Below are 17471 nucleotides of genomic sequence, written 5' to 3' on the forward strand. Positions count from 1 at the left end.
AGCGCGCGCACGGCCGGGAAGGTCTTGCTGATGCCGCGCATCTCGAGCAGCGGCCGGGGGGACTCAGAACGCGACATAAGCGACCTCTTGCGTATCCAGGCCTGCACCGCGCAGGATGCCGGAGCGTGGTGAGAAATTGAAGAACATCGGCAGCGTCGCGGCGCCGATCGCGCCGGCGTCGGCGCCGAACGAGCCGCGCACGAGTTCCGGCGCGCTGCGGGCTTCCGGCGTGATGTCGGCGAGCGCCACGCCCAGGCGTTGCATGAGCGTGTCGAGCAGGCCGGCATCGACGTCCGAATCAAGGACGACGACCGGCAAATCGAGTACGGATAGCGCCCCGCGCAGCGCGAACGCGAGCGCATCGACGCAATCGTCGATCCATTCGTCGACGGCCGGCACGTTGCGTGCGATGCAGTCGTCGAGATCCGCGCGGTTCTCGACCTGCTCGCCGCAATGGCGCAGATGACGAATCAGCGCGCTCAACGATGCACGCGTCAGGAGGATGTCCCACGCGCCGTGCGGCGCGGGCGCCGAGGGCAGGCGGCTCGGGTGTACGGGCATCACGGCGAAATCGCCGGCGTTGCCGGTGCGGCCGTGCAGGCAGTCGCCGTCGATCGCGATCCCGCCGCCGATCACCGGTCCGAGGAACAGATAGACGAAATTGTCGCGTTGCCGGCCGCAGCCGTAAAAGAGCTCGGCGATGGCGGCCGCATTGCCGTCGTTTTCGCTGAACACCGGCAGCGGAATGACATTAGCGAGTTCCCGGGCCAGGTCGATCTCGGCCCACGCGCGGAAGGCTTCGGCCGGCAGGCCGAGTTCGCGCAGCCAGCTCCCCAGGTTGAACGGATGGGCCACGCCGACGCCCGCCAGCCGATCGCGATCCTGCGCGGGCAGCAGCAGTTGCATCTCTTCGATGTCGCTGCGAACCAGTTCGAGCACGGTCGCGGGCGGAGGGAGCAGGGTGTCGTGGGAGCGGCGGCCGATGATCTCGCCCGCGAAGTTGACCAGCGCCGTTTCGATGCGCATGCGGTCGATGCGGACGCCGATGCCGAATGCCCCATTGGGATCGAGACGAATCAGCGACGCCGGCTGGCCGCGCTGGCCTTCGGTGCGGCCGGCGAATTCGATCAGTTTCGCGTCGGCGAGCGACGCGATGATGCCGCCGACAGCCGCACTCGTCATGTTCGCGTGGCGGGCGAGGTCGGCCTTCGACGCGCTGCCGGTACGGCGCAGCGTCTTCAGCAAAAGGCGCTCGTTGTAACGGCGCACGTTGACCGAGTTGCTGCCCTGGCCGATGTGCGGGCTTCGCATGGCGTCTCCCTCCATGTGGCGCCGCTTTCGGCGCATTAAATAAATCAAGTTGATTTATTTAAGCATGCGTTCGGCGTCCAGTCAGTTAGGTAAACCCCGGAAAGACATGCTTGCGGAAGATGGCGGGTGCCAGGTCTCGATCGGTCAGGTGTTGACCGGCACAAATTCTGATTTATGGGGCCGGATTTGAATGCCTTGCGGGCATTGGCTCGCGGTGCAGGCGCGATGCAAAGCCCCAGTGCTGGCCAGTGCGATCTCCGGTCTGTCGGCGTCGAGCGATTCGTCGACGCCGATCGGGTTCCGGCGCCCGTGATCGGGCCGGCACCCAGGTGAAGGGGCCGCGCGGCGTGGGCGACAGGCGTGCCGAAGCCGCGATTTCATCCCGTGCCCGCAACGATTGCCGACCCACACGCCGTTCCTTACATGGCCGGATCCCACTGCGGCGCGAACGCCGGACTCACGAGCCGCTGATTCTTCGGCAGGCCGGCGATCAGCGCCCGATCAGCGTCGTCCAGGTTCACGTCGAGCGATGCCAGATTGGCGAGCTGATTGCGTTGCCCGGCCGCCTTCGGCACGGCGGCCACGTTCGGCTGGTCGAGCAGCCATTTCAGCGCCACCTGGCTCGGCAGCACGCGATGCTTGTCGGCGATCCGCTGCAGTTCCGGGATCTCCGACACGCGGTTGCGCGCGAGCGGGCTGTACGCGATCAGCGCCATGTCATGTTGGCGCGCGAATTGCAGCAGCCGCGCCTGACCGAGCAGCACGTGATACTCGACCTGTATCGCGGCCAGTGGCGCCTGCATCTGTTCGACGACGGCGCGCAACAGCGCAAGCGGGAAGTTCGCGACGCCGATCGCGCGGGCGCGTCCCTGCTCCTTGAACGAAACGAGCGTGTCGATCGTCTCGGCAAGATTCCAGTCGGGCGCCGGCCAGTGGATCAGGAACAGGTCCACGTAGTCGCAGCGCAGCGCGCGCAAGGTGTCGTCGAGCGATTTCCGCATGCGTTCGGGGTTCAACTTGTCCCACCATACCTTGCTGGTCACGTGAATCTGCTCGCGCGGGACGTTCGAAGCGGCGATGGCGTTGCCGACCGCCGCTTCGTTCTCGTACGCGGCTGCGGTATCGATATGGCGATAGCCCGACTCCAGTGCGAGCGCGACCGCGCGCGTGCATTCGTCGCCGAGCATGGGCCATGTGCCGAGCCCCAGTTTCGGCATGTTCAATCGATGGCGGTTGACGATGCGTTGCATGAACGACTCCTTCTCGATGGGGTGAGCCGGCGCGGCCTGCGCGTGCCGTGCCGGCGCGTTCGTCAGCGTTGCGCGCTGTCGCAGGTCGAGCGGTGCACCGCGGCCGCGGGTGATGTGCCCGTCGATGCCGCTTCGCGTCGCGCGACGAACTTCGCGATGCGCCAGCCGAATACGATGGCCGGGCCGAGCGTCGTGCCGGGGCCGGGGTACGTGCCGCGAAAGATCGACGCGAGATCGTTGCCGCACGCGAACAGGCCGGGGATCACGCGCCCGTCGACATCGATCACCTCGCCGTTCGCCGTGCCGCTCAACCCCGCGCTGCACGCGAGATCGGCCGGCCATACGGTTAGCGCATAGTAGGGGCCGGCGCCGATGGGGCGGATGCACGGATTCGGCTGTTGCGCCGGATCGCCGTTGAAGCGGCTCATCGGGCTGCTGCCGCGCTGGAATGCCGGATCCCTCCCTTCGGTGGCGTCGCGATTGTAGGCCGCGACGGTGCGCGTCAGACCGTTCGCATCCACCTGCAACTTAGCCGCCAGCTCGGCCAGCGTTGCACCTTTCACCAGATAGCCGGCGCGTTCGAATTCGGCGATGCGGGCCGCACTGCGCGCCGGCATCAGCAGGCCCAGGCCATATGTGCGAATGAACGCAGCATCGACGATCAGATGGGCCGGCACGCTCGGCCCGTTGCCGCTGTCGCGCAGCATGCCCATCACGAAGTCGTGGTATGAGTTCGATTCGTTGACGAAGCGCTCGCCGCGGCTGTTGACCGCGATGAGGCCGGGCTTCGCGCGATCGAGAATGATGTGCGGCCAGACGCTGTCGCCGTCGCTGCCCGTGGGGGCGCCCGGTGCGCGGCGGATCGAACACGGCATCCATAGCCCCGGGCTGTCGCCGCCGTTTTCGACCCGCGCATTGACGCGCTGTGCGCGGTCGACGCCGTCGCCGGTATGCGTATTCGGCGACAGCGACAGCGGCTGGGCCGCGGCAGGGAAGAACTGCCGGCGCAGCGACGGATGGCGCGTGATGCCGCCGGTCGCGAGCACCACGCCGCGCCGCGCGCCGATTCGCTTGCGACCGCCATCCGGTGTCGTGACGATGGCGCCGGTGACGCGGCCGTTCTCGCGTACCAGTTCGAGCAGCGGCGTGTCGAAGCGAATCTCGACCTGGCGTTTGAGCAGGCTGTAATAGAGCCGGGCGGCGAGCGCGTTGCCCATCACCAGCTGCGTGCCGCGCGGAAAGCGCAGGCGATCCATCGCATAGCGCCCGACGACCGTGATCGTGCGCTTGAAGTTCGCGACCGACGCGAACGGCGCGAGCAGCGCATTGAGGTCGGCGCGCGCGACCATCATGCCGCCGAGGCCCATGAATTCCTTGCGCGGCGGGCGCACGCGCGCGAACGCGCGGCCGAGCACGCGCGCATCGAACGGCGCGGGCACGAGCGCCCGGCCGCCGTAGGCCGCGCCCGGGCCGTTGACGTAATCCGGATGTGCGGTGGCGGCGACGAACTTCACGTCGCTGATGCGCGCGAGTTCGTCGATCGCGTCGGGGCCGCTTTGCAGAAATGCTTCGCGCGCGTCGTCGCCGCCGCGCGCGCCGACCACCGACTGCAGGAAGCGGCGCGCATCGTCGACGCTGTCGGGCACGCCCGCGGCGACGCTCAAGCGTGTGCCCGGCACCCACGTTGTGCCGCCCGACGTGGACGTGATGCCGCCCACCGCGGCGGTTTTTTCGCAAATCAGGACGGCGAGCCCCTCGTGATGCGCGACGAGCGCGGCGGTCATGCCCGCCGCACCTGCGCCGAACACCAGCAGGTCCACCTCTTCGTCCCAACCCTGTTGCACTGCAGCCATGTCCACGTCTCCTTCGTTTCGTTCCGCCGCACGTCCGGATTCGTGCGCGCGGCGGAAGAGGCTTCGATCTTTGTGGAATGTTATTCCAATAACAAAGAAAGTGGAATGGTGTTCCGAAATATGTCCGGAAGACGAGGCGCGACTTCATTCAGGGTGCACGATGCCTGCACCGGCTGCGCGTCGACGCCGGCGCGGCGGAAACGATTCGGCAGGCCGCGCCGCGCATGACGATCGCGACCTGTCCACATGCACTCAGGCGGCGGTATCGACCAGGAATGCGACCATTCGATCGCAGACCCGCGCGAACATCTGCGTGCCCGTGACGGTTCGGCAACCGCGGGCACGCGCCGCCTCGATGAACGGCGTGAGCGGCGGTTTCGTGACGACGTCGCCGACGAACGCGGTGGCCGGCACGCGCGAGACGTCGACGGGCAGCGGATCGTCCGGCCGCATGCCCATCGGCGACGCATTGACGATCACGTCGAACGATTCGGCTGCGACCTCCGCGGCGGCGACGCGCACCGTGCCGCGTCGCAGCGTGGCCAGCCGCTCGACCAGCGACGCGGTGCGGCCGGCATCGTTGTCGCGCACGTCGAGCGACGTGACACCCGCCATCACCAGCGCATGGCCGATTGCCGAGCCTGCGCCGCCCGCGCCGACCAGCAGTGCGCGCTTGCCGCGCAGGTCGCAGCCTTCGTCGCCGAGCGCGGCGACGAAACCGGTGCCGTCGAACATGCCGCCGTGCCAGCCGCCTTCGGCGGTGCGTCGTAGCGTATTCGCCGCGCCGAGGAATGCCGCTTCATCGGACAGGCGCGAGCAGAACCCGGCGGCGCTGAATTTGTGCGGCACGGTGATGATCACGCCGTCGACGTTGCGCATCGGTGTGATGCCCGCGAAGAACGCCGCAAGATCGGCCGGTGCGACATGAGCGGGAACGACCAGCGCGTCGAGTCCGGCCTCGCGCAGCGCGGCCGTCACGCCTTTCGGCGAACGGACCTGCGCGATCGGATCGCCGACGATGAAATGAATGCGGGTCGCACCGCTCAGGCCTTCGTCGAGCGAAACCGGGGCGGTCGGGGTCAAGGGGGCTGTCATGCTGTTTTCATCTCCTGGGTTGAACCGGCCTCGTCGTGTACGATGCCGAGCAATTTCGCCTGGGTGGCGGTGTCCTGTTCGAGCGCGACCGCGCTGCTTTCGTGCGCGACGCGACCGTTGACGAGCACGTACGCGCGATCCGCGATCGGCAGCACCATGTCGGCCTGGTGCTCGACGATCACGACGCTCGCGCGCTCGCGCAGCTTGACTACCGCGTCGAGCACTTCCTGTACGACGGCGGGCGCGAGCCCCTCGAACGGTTCGTCGAGCAGGATCGCCTTCGCCGGCGCCATCAGCGCGCGCGCGATCGCCACCATCTGTCGTTCGCCGCCGGACAGATGTTCGGCGCGCGCATCCTTGCGCGTCGCGAGTCGCGGGAACAGCGCGAACATCTCGTCGACGCTCGCGCCGCCCTTGCGTGCGGCGAGCCGCAGGTTCTCGGCGACCGTGAGGTTCGGGAACAGGCGGCGGCCCTCGGGCACCATCGCGAGGCCGAGACGATTGATCTCGTGCGCGGGGCGCCCGGTGATGTCGTGGCCGTCGAACACGATGCGCCCGGCCGTCACGTCGGCGACGCCGGTCGCGGCGCGCAACGTCGTCGTCTTGCCGACGCCGTTGCGTCCGAGGATCGCGATCACTTCGCCTTCGTGGAGCGTGAGGTCGATGCCGTCGAGGATCGTGTTGCCGGTATAACCGGCCTTCACGCCTTCGAGGCGCAGCAGCGGGCGTCGCGCCGGTGCGGCATCTTCGTGCTGCACGCCGCGTCGGGCGGCCAGCCTCGCATCGACCGGCCGCTCGCCCTTCGCGTGGCCCAGGTAGGCTTCGATCACCTCGGGATGGCGCGCGACTTCGGCCGGCGAGCCGTCGGCGATCAGCCGGCCGCGATGGAGCACGCTGACGCGATCGGAAATCGTCAGCACGCGATCGATGTCGTGCTCGATCAGCAGCACCGCGTGATGGTTCGCCAGTTCGCGGATGATCGCCGCCACGCGCACGCGGTCGGCTTCGGCAAGCCCCGCGAGCGGCTCGTCGAGCAGCAGCAGGCGTGCGCGAGTCGCGAGCGACAGCGCGATTTCGAGCAGGCGCTGCTCGCCGTGCGACAGGCTTTCGCAACCATGCGCCGCGCGCTCGGTCAGCCCGACCGCCGCGAGCAGCGACCAGGTCATCTCGTTCTGTTCGCCGAGCGTGTGCGCGTCGCGCCAGAGGCCGAGGCGATCGTGCTGCGCGGCCTGCACCGCGACCCGCACGTTCTCGAACACGGTGAGATTGCGAAATACGCTGAGGATCTGGAACGAGCGACTCATGCCGAGCCGCACGCGGCGGAACATGGCGAGCTTCGTCACGTCCTTGCCGTCGAACGTGATCGTGCCGGCCGTCGGCGACAGCACGCCCGTCAGCATGTTGAAGAACGTGGTCTTGCCCGCGCCGTTCGGGCCGATGAAGCTGTGCAGCCGGCACGGATGGACGTCGAGGTCGATCCGTTCGGCGGTCACGAGCGAGCCGAAACGCTTCGACAATCCGCGCACGCTCAGCACGGGCGTGGCGGGATCGGTCTCGACGCCGCCCGCGCGATACGGCGCGATCGTGGCGGGGCGCACGGGAATCGTGTCGCGCACGAGGGTCCAGCGCGGACGTCGCAACAGCCGCTGCGCGATGCCGTGGATGCCCTCGGGCGAGAAGAACGCGAACGCGATGACGATCGGCGCGAAGATCAGCCACCAGTGCTCGGTCAGGCTGCTGAGCTTGTCTTCGAGCAGGATGAACGCGATCGCGCCCCACAGCGGCCCGAGAAACTGGTGGACACCGCCGAGCACGGTCATCAGCAGGCTGTCGCCCGCGTGCTCCCAGCTCAGGTTGTTCGCGTACGCGCCCTGCAGCATCAGGCACAGCAGGCCGCCCGCGTAGCCGATCACCGCAGCCGAGATCACGAACGCGCGCAGCTTGAGCCGATACGTGTCGTAGCCGAGGCTCGCCGCGCGCTGCTCGTTGTCGCGCAGTGCCTGCAGCGCCCGTCCGAACGGCGCGTGCACGAGGCGCCATAGCAGACAGGCGATGGCGATCACCGTCACGCATGCGAATACGTGGAAGCCGACGGTCGTCGGGAAGGTCGGGCGCGGCACGTTCTGCAGGCCGTTTTCACCGCCGGTCACGTCGGTCCACTTGAACGCGATCTCGAACGCGATCTGCGAACAGGCGAGGGTGAGCAGCGAGAAGTAGAGCCCACGCCGGCGCAACACAACCGCGCCGATCAGCGCGGCGAGCACGGTCGTCACGATCACGGTGGCCGCCAGCGCGAGCAACTCGTTGCCCAGCACGCGCAGCAGCGACACGGCGACCAGGTACGTGGCCGTGCCGAAGAACACCGATGCGCCGAACGGGACGAGCCCCGTATACGCGACCAGCAGGTTCACGCCCATCCCGTAGAGCGTGTAGATCGCGATCTGGGTTGCGCGCTCGAGCGGCGTGCCGGTCGCGGTGAGGGCAAGCGACACGAGGACGAGCGCGGTGGTCAGCACTGCAACCGGATGGCGGGTCAGATAATCGAATTTCATTCGAAGCGCTCCCAGCGTTCACCAAACAGCCCGCGAGGGCGCACGAGAAGGACGAGTGCCATCAGCGCGTACATCGCGACCGACGAGCCCGCCGGAAAGAACTGGACGGCCAGCGCGGTTGCGATGCCGACCAGCAGGCCGGCGACCACCGCGCCGGCGAACGAGCCGAGCCCGCCGATCGTGACGATCACGAACGCGGGCATCACGGCGGTCGTCGCCATCCCCGGCGTGACCGTGACGAGCGGCGCCGCGAGCACGCCCGCGGCACCCGCGAGCAGCGCGCCGAGCGCGAACGCGCCGGTCAGCACGCGCGGCAGGTTGATGCCGAGCAGGCCGACCATTTCAGGATCGCGGCTGCCGGCGCGCAGGATCCGCCCGTATGGCGTGTAGTTCATGAACCACCACAGCACGACGAGGATCGCGATCGTCGCGGCGAGCACGAACAGCCGATACTTCGTGATCAGCAGCGGCCCGTATACGAGAAACCCGTTGAGCATCCCGGGCGGACTGAACGGCAGCCCGCCCGCGCCCCACACGAGGCGAACCAGTGCGGTGAGCAGCAGCGACAGCGCGAACGTGACGATCAGGCCGAGGAGCGGCTCCTTGCCGTACAGGCGCCGGATGAACACCACTTCGATCAGCACGCCCACCGCCGCGACGAGCACCGGTGCGAGCGCGACGGCGGCCCATCCGAACTGCGTCGACAGTGCGATCGCGAAATACGCGCCGAGCGCGAAGAGCGCGCCATGCGCGAAATTCACGATGCCCAGCAGCCCGCAGATGATCGACAGTCCGATCGCGAGCAATACATAGAGGAACCCCAGCACCAGTCCGTTGGCGACCTGGGACAACAACATTTCAGCCATGCCCTTACTCCAGAGTGCGGCTCGCCGCGCCGCGCCGCGGCCCGTCGTGACGGGCGAGCGGCGGGCCGCGACGCGCGCGGGATACGCTTGGGGCGGCGGCGCGCGGGCTCAGCGCGCGGCCATCTTGCAGCCGATCTCCTCGCGTGTGCCGAAGAGACGGTCGAGGTCGCCGGGGTTCTGCGGCACGACGGAGATCGGGTCGAGCCAGTCCCATTTGTCGCCGATCCGGTCCTTCACCTTGAACACGCTCCAGCGCCGCAACAACTGGTGGTCCCACGGGCGGAAGTAGGCGGCGCCGCTGCCGTCGGCGAGCTGAATGGTCTCCAGGCTCTGCACGATGTCCGCGCCGGACGTGCTCTTCGCGTGGTTGATCGCCTGCAGCAGTGCGCGCGCCGTGAACCAGCCGATCCAGGCCTTGTCGGCCGGCGGCTTGCCGTACTTCGCCGTGTACTTCCTGATGAACGCAACTTCTTCCGGCGCATGGCCCGGCGAGCTGAAATGCCACGGCTTGCCGTAGTAGCCGGTGGCGGCGTCGGCGTTGATCGACCAGAGATCCGAGTCGCCGATGATCGGGCACGCCACCGGGATGCGGCCTTTCATGCCCATTTCCGCGTATTGCTTCAGGAACGTCGACAGGTCGCCGCCCGGCAGCCCGAGCAGCACGACATCGGGTTTCGACTGGCGGATCTTCAGGATGAACGAGCTGAAGTCGGTGGTGTTGAGCGGCGTGACGTCGGCGCCGGTAATGACGCCGCCGGCCTGTTTCAACAAGTCGGACATCGCGCGCTGAATGTCCTGCCCGTACGCATAGTTCGCGACGAGGAAGTGCCATTTCTTGCCGATCGCGAGCATCGACGGCGCGAGTGCGCGGCATGCGACGGGCGTCGGGCTCAGCACGCGGAACGTGTACGGGTTGCAACTGCTGCCGGTCAGCTCGCGCGCGGCGGCGTTCGGCGCGATGTAAGGCGTCCTGGTGCGCCATGCGACCGACGACATCGCGAGCGACGTGCCGCTGTTCGTGCCGCCGATCACCGCGATCGCGTGGTCCTGCTCGACGAGCTTCTGCATGTTCTGCTGCGCCGACTGCGGGTTCGGTTCGTCGTACCAGACGAGATCGACGCGCCGGCCGCGCGCCTGGTTGCCCGCCTCCTCGAGCGCGAGCTTGACGCCGTTCGCGATCACTTCGCCTTGTTCGGTCCACACGCCCTGCTTGGCCATCAGCAGGCCCAGCTTCAGCGGTTGCTCGCCCTGCGCGCGCACGATCGCCGGCGCGGCGAGCGCCGCGGCCCCGCCCGCGAGCGCCTTGCCCGCGGTGACGAGCCACGCGCGGCGCGACGCCGCCGGGTGGTCGGGCACGTCTGCCGGGGCGCCGGAAAGGGTGTCGTTCTGCTCGTGCTGATCAGTCATGTGTCTGGCCTCCTGTTTCCTGGTCAAGGTTCGATTCCGTGCGGTCCGTGGGCGGGCCGCGCGACACGTGTCGAATTTTCGTGAATTCTGGTTAGAAGTGGAATAGCATTCAACAATCAAAGATGGTTTCAATAAATCGGGGTATTCACCCGGTCGATCCGGAAGACGAACGGCTCGACGCGACACGTACGCCCCGCACAACGGAGATGAAGCGATGGCAAGAAGACGGCTGGCAGTGATCGGTGCAGGCGCAATCGGGCGGATGCACGTGGAGCGCGCGCGCACGCATGCGCAGGTGGAAGTCGCGGCGATCGCCGATCCGTCGCCGGCGGCCGAGCAGTTCGCGCGTGCCGAGGGGCTGCGCTGGTTCGCCGACTACGCGACGATGCTCGACGCGATGCGCCCGGACGGCGCGATCGTCGCGACGCCGAATGCGACGCATGTCGAGGTCGGCCTTGCCTGCATCGCGCGCGGCGTGCCGGCGCTGATCGAGAAGCCGGTGTCGGACAGCGTCGCGGCGGCGGCGGGCCTCGGTCGCGCCGCACGCGAGGCCGGTGTGCCGCTGCTGGTCGGCCATCATCGCCGCCACAATCCGGTCTTGCGGCGCGCGCGAGAGATCGTGCAGTCGGGGCGGCTCGGCAAACCCGTCGCGGCCAATGCGCTCGCGACGTTCTACAAGCCCGACGCGTATTTCGACATCGAATGGCGTCGTCGCGCGGGCGGCGGCCCGGTGTTGATCAACCTGATTCACGACATCGACATCATGCGGTTCCTGCTCGGCGAGATCGTCGAGGTGCAGGCCCAGGCGTCCAATCGCGTGCGCGGTTTCGACGTGGAAGACACGGCCGCCGTGCTGCTGCGCTTCGACAGCGGCGCGCTCGGCACGCTGGCCGTGTCCGACTGCGCGACCTCGCCGTGGAACTGGGATCTCGCGGCGGGCGAGGCCGCGCACTATCCGCGCCAGCAGGTGAACACGCATTTCCTGATCGGCACCGATGCCTCGCTCACGCTGCCGCAGCTCGATCTGTGGGAATACCGCAGCGGGAAGGGCTGGCACGATCCATTGACGGTCGAGCGCTGCACGCCGCATGGCGCCGATCCGTATCACGAGCAGTTGCGCCACTTCGCGGCGGTGATCGCGGGCGCCGAGGCGCCGCTGTGTCCGGCCGACGACGCCGCGCGCACGCTCGCGGCGACGCTCGCCGTGCATCGCGCGGCTGCGACGCGCACGGGCGTTGCACCCGCGGACGTCGTCGCGTAGCCGCGGGTAGCGGGCGCCGGCCTAGCGCTGGCGCCGGTAGAACGCCACCGTCTGCCGCAGTCCGTCGTCGAGCGCGGTCCGCGGCAGGCCGGGCAGCAGGCGGTCGAGCGCGGGGTCGTCGGGGAACGCCGTCGCGATCGGCAGCGGCGGGCCGCCGGCATCGATGTGCGCACCCGGCACGAGGGCCGCGATCCGTTCGATCAGCGTGTTCACCGGGGTGATCTCGCCCGCCAGCGTGAAGGCGTGTGCGCCTTCGATGTCGGCCAGCAGCGCGGCCTCGTAAGCGGCGGCGACGTCGTCGGCGAACATGAGGCCCGTCGCGCCGGTAAACGGAATCGTGTAGCGCTCGCCGCGCGCGGCCGCCCGACAGGCCAGGCTCGGCCCCGCGCTCGATCCGGTCTCGCGTCCGGCCCCATAGACCACGAGCGGACGGAAGCCCACGCTCGCGATCCCGTGGTCGTGCCAGTACGCGCGTGCCGATCCTTCGCACGCAAGCTTGAACGCGCCGTAGTGGGTTTGCGGCAACGGCACGGCGCCGTCGTCGGGGCCGAATACGCCGGCGCTGCTCGCATAGAGCACGCGTCGCAGCCCGGCCGAGCGTGCGGCCTCGAATACGTTCAGCGTGCCGATCAGGTTGACCCGCGCGCCGCGCACGGGATCGGCCGCGCAGTCGGGCGTGAGGATGCCTGCGAGATGGATCGCCGCGTCGCAGCCGTCGAAGGCGTGCGCCGTGGCGGCCGCGTCGGCGATGTCGCCGGTGCGCCAGCGTACGGCCGCAGCCCGTTCGGGCGCGAGCGCCTCGACGAGGCGCGGGTTCGTGCGCACGTCGAAGCTCACGCATTCCATGCCGCGCGCCAGCAGCCTCCTGATGATCCATGCGCCGAGAAAACCGCTGCCGCCCGTTACCAGTACTCGCATTGCGTTGCCTCCCTGTCGTCACAAAGTCTTTGCGAAATCCGATTGAGTGGAATAGTATTCCACTTCGCAATGATATTCCATAGACGTGGCGATCGTGTCGCATCCGGCGTTGGAGATACTGAACGGGCAGGACTGAACATGAAGCGTGAACCGATACTCGATTGCGACGTGCTGGTACTGGGCTCCGGCGCGGGCGGCCTCGCGGCGGCCGTCACGGCGGCGGCGCGGGGCCTGGGCGTGATCGTCGCCGAGAAGGAGGCCGTGTTCGGCGGCACCACCGCGTGGTCGGGCGGATGGATGTGGATTCCGCGCAATCCGCTCGCGACGCGTGCCGGCATTCGCGAGGACATCGATGCGCCGCGCACGTACCTGAAGAACGAGCTGGGCGCGCAGTTCGATGCGGCGAAGGCCGATGCGCTGCTCGAACGCGGCCCGGAGATGATCGAATTCTTCGAGCGGAACACGGCGCTGCGCTTCGTCGACGGCAACCGCATTCCCGATTTCCACACCACGCCGGGCGCCGGCACGGGCGGGCGCTCGGTCTGCGCGATGCCGTACGACGGCCGTGAACTGGGCCCGCTGATCGACAAGCTGCGCACACCGCTGTCGGTGACGACGCTCAAGGGGATGGCACTCGCGTCCGGCCAGGATCTCGCGCATTTCTATCGCGCGACGCGCTCGCTGAGCTCCGCGCTGCATGTCGGCCGCCGGCTGGCCGCGTTCGCGTGGCACAAGCTGCGTTACGGGCGCTCGATGCATCTCGTCAACGGCAATGCGCTCGTCGCGCGCCTGTTGAAGTCGGCCGCCGATCGCGGGGTCGACCTGCGCACCCATGCGAAGGCGATCGGCCTGCTGCGCGACGACGTGCGCGTGATCGGCGCCCGCGTGGCGATCGACGGCATCGTGCACGAGGTGCGCGCGGCGCGCGGCGTCGTGCTGGCTTGCGGAGGCTTCCCTCACGATCAGGCGCGGCGTGCGCAGACGTTCGCGTATACGCCGTCGGGCCGCGAACACTGGTCGGCGGCGCCGCTCTGCAATACCGGCGACGGGATCCGGCTCGGCGAATCGATCGGTGCGCATTTCGACCGGTCGCTCGATGCGCCGGCCGCGTGGGCGCCCGTTTCGCTGGTGCCGCAACCGGGCGGCGACGCCGTTGCGTTTCCGCATCTGATCGAACGCGCGAAGCCGGGCGTGATCGCGGTGACACGCGCGGGCAAGCGCTTCGTGAACGAGGCATCGTCGTATCACGACTTCATTGCCGCGCTGCTCGACACGACGCTGGCCGGCGAGGAAGTATGCGCGTGGCTCGTCTGCGACCATCGCTTTCAGCGGCGCTATGGGCTCGGTTTCTCGAAGCCGTTTCCGTTCCCGACCGGCCCGTACCGGCGCTCGGGCTATCTGAAGCGCGGCGCGACGCTCGACGCGCTCGCGCGCGAATGCGGAATCGACGCCGCTTCGCTGGTGGACACGGTATCGGCCTACAACCAGTACGCGAAGCAGGGTTGCGATCCGGCGTTTCACAAGGGCTCGACGCCGTACAACCGCGTGCAGGGCGATGCCGACCGGCAGCCGAACCCGTGTCTCGCGCCGATCGACGCGGGGCCGTTCTATGCGGTGAAGCTGCTGCCGGGCAGCCTCGGCACGTTCGCGGGCCTGGCCACCGACCGCGACGCGCGCGTGCTCGACCACGCCGGCCGTGCGATCGCCGGCCTCTACGCGGTCGGCAACGATTCTGCCAGCATGATGGGCGGCTGCTATCCCAGCGGCGGCATCACACTCGGCCCGGCGATGACGTTCGGTTATCTCGCCGGCCTTTCTCTCGCCGACGCCGCGCCCGAACCCGCGCGTGCCGGCATCGATTCATCCTCGAGGACAACGCAATGAGACTGTATGACGTAGTGACGCTCACGGTGAAGATCGGCGCGAACGCGCAGGTCTTCGAAGGGATTCAGGCCAGCGGCGATCCGCACGGCGGCAGGCTGCTCGGCGCGTGGTACTCGGACATCGGCACGCTCGGTCAGGTGCTGGTGCTGCGCGGTTATGAATCGGAGGCCGCGCTCGTCGCCGAGCGCAAACGGATGCTGCTCGAAGGCAACCCGTTCCGCTGCGGCGAATCGATCATCGACGTGAAGACGGCCAGCTATGCGCTGTTCCCGTTCCTGCCGCCGATCGAACCGGCCGTGCACGGCGGCATCTACGAGATGCGCGTATATGGCACGAAGCTCGGCAGCCTGCAGCACACGATCGACGTGTGGGAGCAGGCGGTGCCGGAGCGCACCCGCCGCTCGCCGCTGGTCGGCGCGATGTATGCGCTCGACGGCGACACGCCGCGGTTCCTGAACATCTGGCCGTATGCGAGCGTGGACGAGCGCTCGCGCATTCGCGCCGAAGCGGTCAAGGACGGCATCTGGCCGCCGAAGGGCGGCCCGGCCCACCTCACGACCATGGAATCGACGATCTGCGTGCCCGCGCCGTTTTCGCCGTTGCGCTGAACGTGCCGCGTATTGCGCCATGACGCTCAAGGAGACGATATGACCCAGCCTCAATTCCGCGCGCTGTCGCTGTCGGCGCTGACCGTGCTCGAACTGAGCCCGCCGCAGATGGTGCGATGCGCCGTCGACGCCGGCTACGACTACGTCGGCCTGCGACTGCTGCCGGCCACCGACACCGAGGTTCGCCACGAGATCGTCGGCGATACGCCGCTCAGGCGCGAAACGCTGGCGGTCCTGCGCGATACGGGCATGCGTGTGCTCGACGTCGAGATCGCGCGCCTGAAGCCCGATACCGACGTGATGCACTACCTGCCGATGCTCGAAACGGCGGCGGAGCTCGGCGCGCGCTACGTCCTCGTGGCCGGCAACGATCCCGACGAGGCGCGCACCGTCGACCGGCTCGGCCGGCTGTGCGACCTGGCCGCGCCGCTCGGCCTGTCGCCGTCGCTGGAGCCGATGCCGTGGACCGACGTGAAGGACATCGGCGCCGGCGCGCGCATTGTCGACGCGTGCGGCCGGCGCAACACCGGATTGATCGTCGATCCGATCCACTTCGATCGTACCGGCTCGTCGCTCGACGCGTTGCGCGCGTTGCGCGCGTTGCCGCACGCGTACTTCGGCTACGTCCAGTTCTGCGATGCGCCGGCCGAACGGCCGACCGACGTCGACACGCTGCTGTTCCAGGCACGCTGCGCGCGGATGGTGCCGGGCGAGGGCGGTCTCGACCTTGCGGGCATCCTGCGCGCGCTGCCCGCTCACCTGCCGGTGAGCGTCGAGGTGCCGAACGAAGCGTGGGCGAAGACGACGCCTGCCGTCGAGCGCGCGCGCCGCCTGCGTGAAGCCACCGTTGCCGTGATCGATGCGGCGGCCGTGCCGGCCTGATCGCGCGGCGGCCGCCTTCTCGACGCAACGGGCCCGATCGGCGCCAGGCATCGCGCCGGCGCGCGGATCGGGCATTCGATACGACAACAAGAACAGCATCTCCGGAGACATCAGCATGACTTCCTCGCAGACGGCCCGACGGCCGAAACATTTCATTCAGGATAGCGAATCGAAAGACACGCGCTCGCTCGACGTTCAGCAATTTCTCGATACGCGGCCGGTGGGCCGGTTCCAGTGGCTCGTGCTGGTGTTGTGCATGCTGATCGTGATGCTCGACGGGCTCGACACGGTAATGATCGGCTTCATCGCGCCGTCGATTTCCGGCGCGTGGTCGATTCCGCGTGACGCGCTGGGCCCCGTGATGAGCGGTGGCCTGCTCGGCCTCGCGTTCGGCGCGCTCACGGCCGGCCCGATGTCCGACCGCTTCGGCCGCAAGACGGTGATGGTCAGCGCGGTGATGTTCTTCGGCCTGTGGAGCATTGCATCGGCGTTTGCGACCGGCGTGGTGTCGCTGACGGTGCTGCGCTTCCTGACCGGCATCGGCCTGGGCGCGTCGATGCCGAATGCGGCCACGCTGATGGCTGAATATGCGCCGCCGCGGCGGCGCGCGCTGATGGTGACGGCCGTGTTCTGCGGCTTCACCTTCGGCGCGGCGGGCGGCGGTTTCGTGAGCGCGTGGATGATCGAAACGTGGGGCTGGCATTCGGTCCTGCTGCTCGGCGGCGTGCTGCCGATCGCGTACGTGCCCATCCTCGTCAAATGGCTGCCGGAATCGGCACGGTATCTCGCGCTGTCGGAGCGGCGCCGCGCACGGCTCATCGGCGTGCTGAATCGCATACAGCCGGCGGTCGCCGACGCACGGACGCGGTTCGTGTCCGCCGAACCGGCGCGCGACGTGCGTAGCCCCGTTCGCGCGATTCTGTCGCGCGAACATGCGTTCGGCACGGTGATGCTGTGGATCTGCTACTTCGCGGGATTGCTGACCGTCTATCTGCTCGGCAACTGGCTGCCGACGCTGATTCGCGGTCTGGGTTTTTCGCTGGCCGAGGCGGCGATCGTCGGCGCGCTGTTCCAGGCGGGCGGAACGGTCGGCTCGTTGCTGATCGGCTGGCAGATGGACCGGTTCAATCCGCACGCCGCGCTCGGCGCGACCGTGCTCGCCGGCGGCGCGCTGGCCTGGTACATGGGTGTGTCGGCTCATCCGTTCGGCGTCATCTGCGTGCTCGCGTTCGGCATCGGGTACTGCATGAACGGTTCGAATACGGGCTTCTGCGCGCTGGCGGCCGGCTCCTATCCGACCGAAATGCGGGCCACCGGGACGAGCTGGATGCTCGGGGTCGGCCGTTTCGGCGGCATCGCGGGCGCGATGCTGGGCGCGGCCATGCTCCATGCGAACTGGAGCTTCGGCCAGGTCTTCGCGGCGCTTGCGGTGCCTGCCGCCGTGGGCGGCGCGGCGGTGCTGCTCAAGGGCGCGCGCCATCGCGGGAGGTTCGTGGCCGTGAGCGGGGCTGCCGGCCACTGACGGCGAGCGCGGCGCCACGGTGGGGGCGGCGTCGCGCAAATTCTCTTGAATTCCAGTATGGA

The 17471-nt window shown here is 68.5% G+C and carries 13 protein-coding genes; 5 read left to right on the forward strand and 8 right to left on the reverse strand.

Going from position 1 to position 17471, the window contains the following annotated elements:
• Nucleotides 1–63: 63 nt before the first annotated feature.
• From DIE02_RS33960 to DIE02_RS33990, 7 genes are all read right to left on the reverse strand, one after another.
• Nucleotides 64–1311: an ROK family protein gene (locus DIE02_RS33960; protein ID WP_124522686.1), complete on the reverse strand. Its 1248-nt coding sequence runs from the start codon at nt 1309–1311 to the stop codon at nt 64–66.
• Between the two features lie 419 nt (nt 1312–1730).
• Nucleotides 1731–2561 (reverse strand): aldo/keto reductase, encoded by an 831-nt coding sequence (locus DIE02_RS33965; RefSeq protein ID WP_124522688.1) that lies wholly within the window; start codon nt 2559–2561, stop codon nt 1731–1733.
• 62 nt (nt 2562–2623) lie between these two features.
• On the reverse strand, nt 2624–4414 hold the full coding sequence (locus tag DIE02_RS33970) for an FAD-binding protein (protein ID WP_124530264.1): 1791 nt from the start codon (nt 4412–4414) through the stop codon (nt 2624–2626).
• Between the two features lie 252 nt (nt 4415–4666).
• Nucleotides 4667–5509: a shikimate dehydrogenase gene (locus tag DIE02_RS33975; protein ID WP_124530265.1), complete on the reverse strand. Its 843-nt coding sequence runs from the start codon at nt 5507–5509 to the stop codon at nt 4667–4669.
• Nucleotides 5506–8061: a branched-chain amino acid ABC transporter ATP-binding protein/permease gene (locus DIE02_RS33980; RefSeq protein WP_124522694.1), complete on the reverse strand. Its 2556-nt coding sequence runs from the start codon at nt 8059–8061 to the stop codon at nt 5506–5508. Before DIE02_RS33980 ends, DIE02_RS33975 begins: the two co-directional genes overlap by 4 nt.
• Nucleotides 8058–8927: a branched-chain amino acid ABC transporter permease gene (locus DIE02_RS33985; RefSeq protein WP_124522696.1), complete on the reverse strand. Its 870-nt coding sequence runs from the start codon at nt 8925–8927 to the stop codon at nt 8058–8060. The genes DIE02_RS33980 and DIE02_RS33985 overlap by 4 nt, the downstream gene beginning before the upstream one ends.
• 108 nt (nt 8928–9035) lie before the next feature.
• The gene (locus DIE02_RS33990) at nt 9036–10334 is read right to left on the reverse strand and encodes an ABC transporter substrate-binding protein (protein ID WP_124530266.1); all 1299 of its coding nucleotides are present in this window, start codon (nt 10332–10334) and stop codon (nt 9036–9038) included.
• A 214-nt stretch (nt 10335–10548) separates the two neighbouring features.
• Between DIE02_RS33990 and DIE02_RS34000 the strand changes: the two genes are divergently transcribed.
• Nucleotides 10549–11595 (forward strand): Gfo/Idh/MocA family protein, encoded by a 1047-nt coding sequence (locus DIE02_RS34000; RefSeq protein ID WP_124530267.1) that lies wholly within the window; start codon nt 10549–10551, stop codon nt 11593–11595.
• A gap of 21 nt (nt 11596–11616) precedes the next feature.
• On the opposite strand, the gene DIE02_RS34005 is transcribed toward DIE02_RS34000, so the two are convergent.
• Nucleotides 11617–12513, reverse strand: coding sequence for an NAD(P)-dependent oxidoreductase (locus DIE02_RS34005; RefSeq protein WP_124530268.1), 897 nt, complete (start codon nt 12511–12513; stop codon nt 11617–11619).
• A gap of 138 nt (nt 12514–12651) precedes the next feature.
• On the opposite strand from DIE02_RS34005, the gene DIE02_RS34010 reads away from it, so the two are divergent.
• From DIE02_RS34010 to DIE02_RS34025, 4 genes are all read left to right on the forward strand, one after another.
• A complete protein-coding gene (locus tag DIE02_RS34010) occupies nt 12652–14397 on the forward strand; it encodes an FAD-dependent oxidoreductase (protein ID WP_124530269.1) in 1746 nt (581 codons plus the stop codon).
• The gene (locus tag DIE02_RS34015) at nt 14394–15005 is read left to right on the forward strand and encodes an NIPSNAP family protein (protein ID WP_124530270.1); all 612 of its coding nucleotides are present in this window, start codon (nt 14394–14396) and stop codon (nt 15003–15005) included. The genes DIE02_RS34010 and DIE02_RS34015 overlap by 4 nt, the downstream gene beginning before the upstream one ends.
• Before the next feature lie 39 nt (nt 15006–15044).
• The gene (locus DIE02_RS34020) at nt 15045–15887 is read left to right on the forward strand and encodes a sugar phosphate isomerase/epimerase (RefSeq protein WP_124530271.1); all 843 of its coding nucleotides are present in this window, start codon (nt 15045–15047) and stop codon (nt 15885–15887) included.
• 115 nt (nt 15888–16002) lie between these two features.
• Nucleotides 16003–17409: an MFS transporter gene (locus DIE02_RS34025; RefSeq protein ID WP_124530272.1), complete on the forward strand. Its 1407-nt coding sequence runs from the start codon at nt 16003–16005 to the stop codon at nt 17407–17409.
• The last annotated feature ends 62 nt before the right edge of the window (nt 17410–17471 follow it).

The sequence above is a fragment of the Burkholderia sp. Bp8991 genome, assembly GCF_003853795.1.
Classification (GTDB): Bacteria; Pseudomonadota; Gammaproteobacteria; order Burkholderiales; family Burkholderiaceae; genus Burkholderia.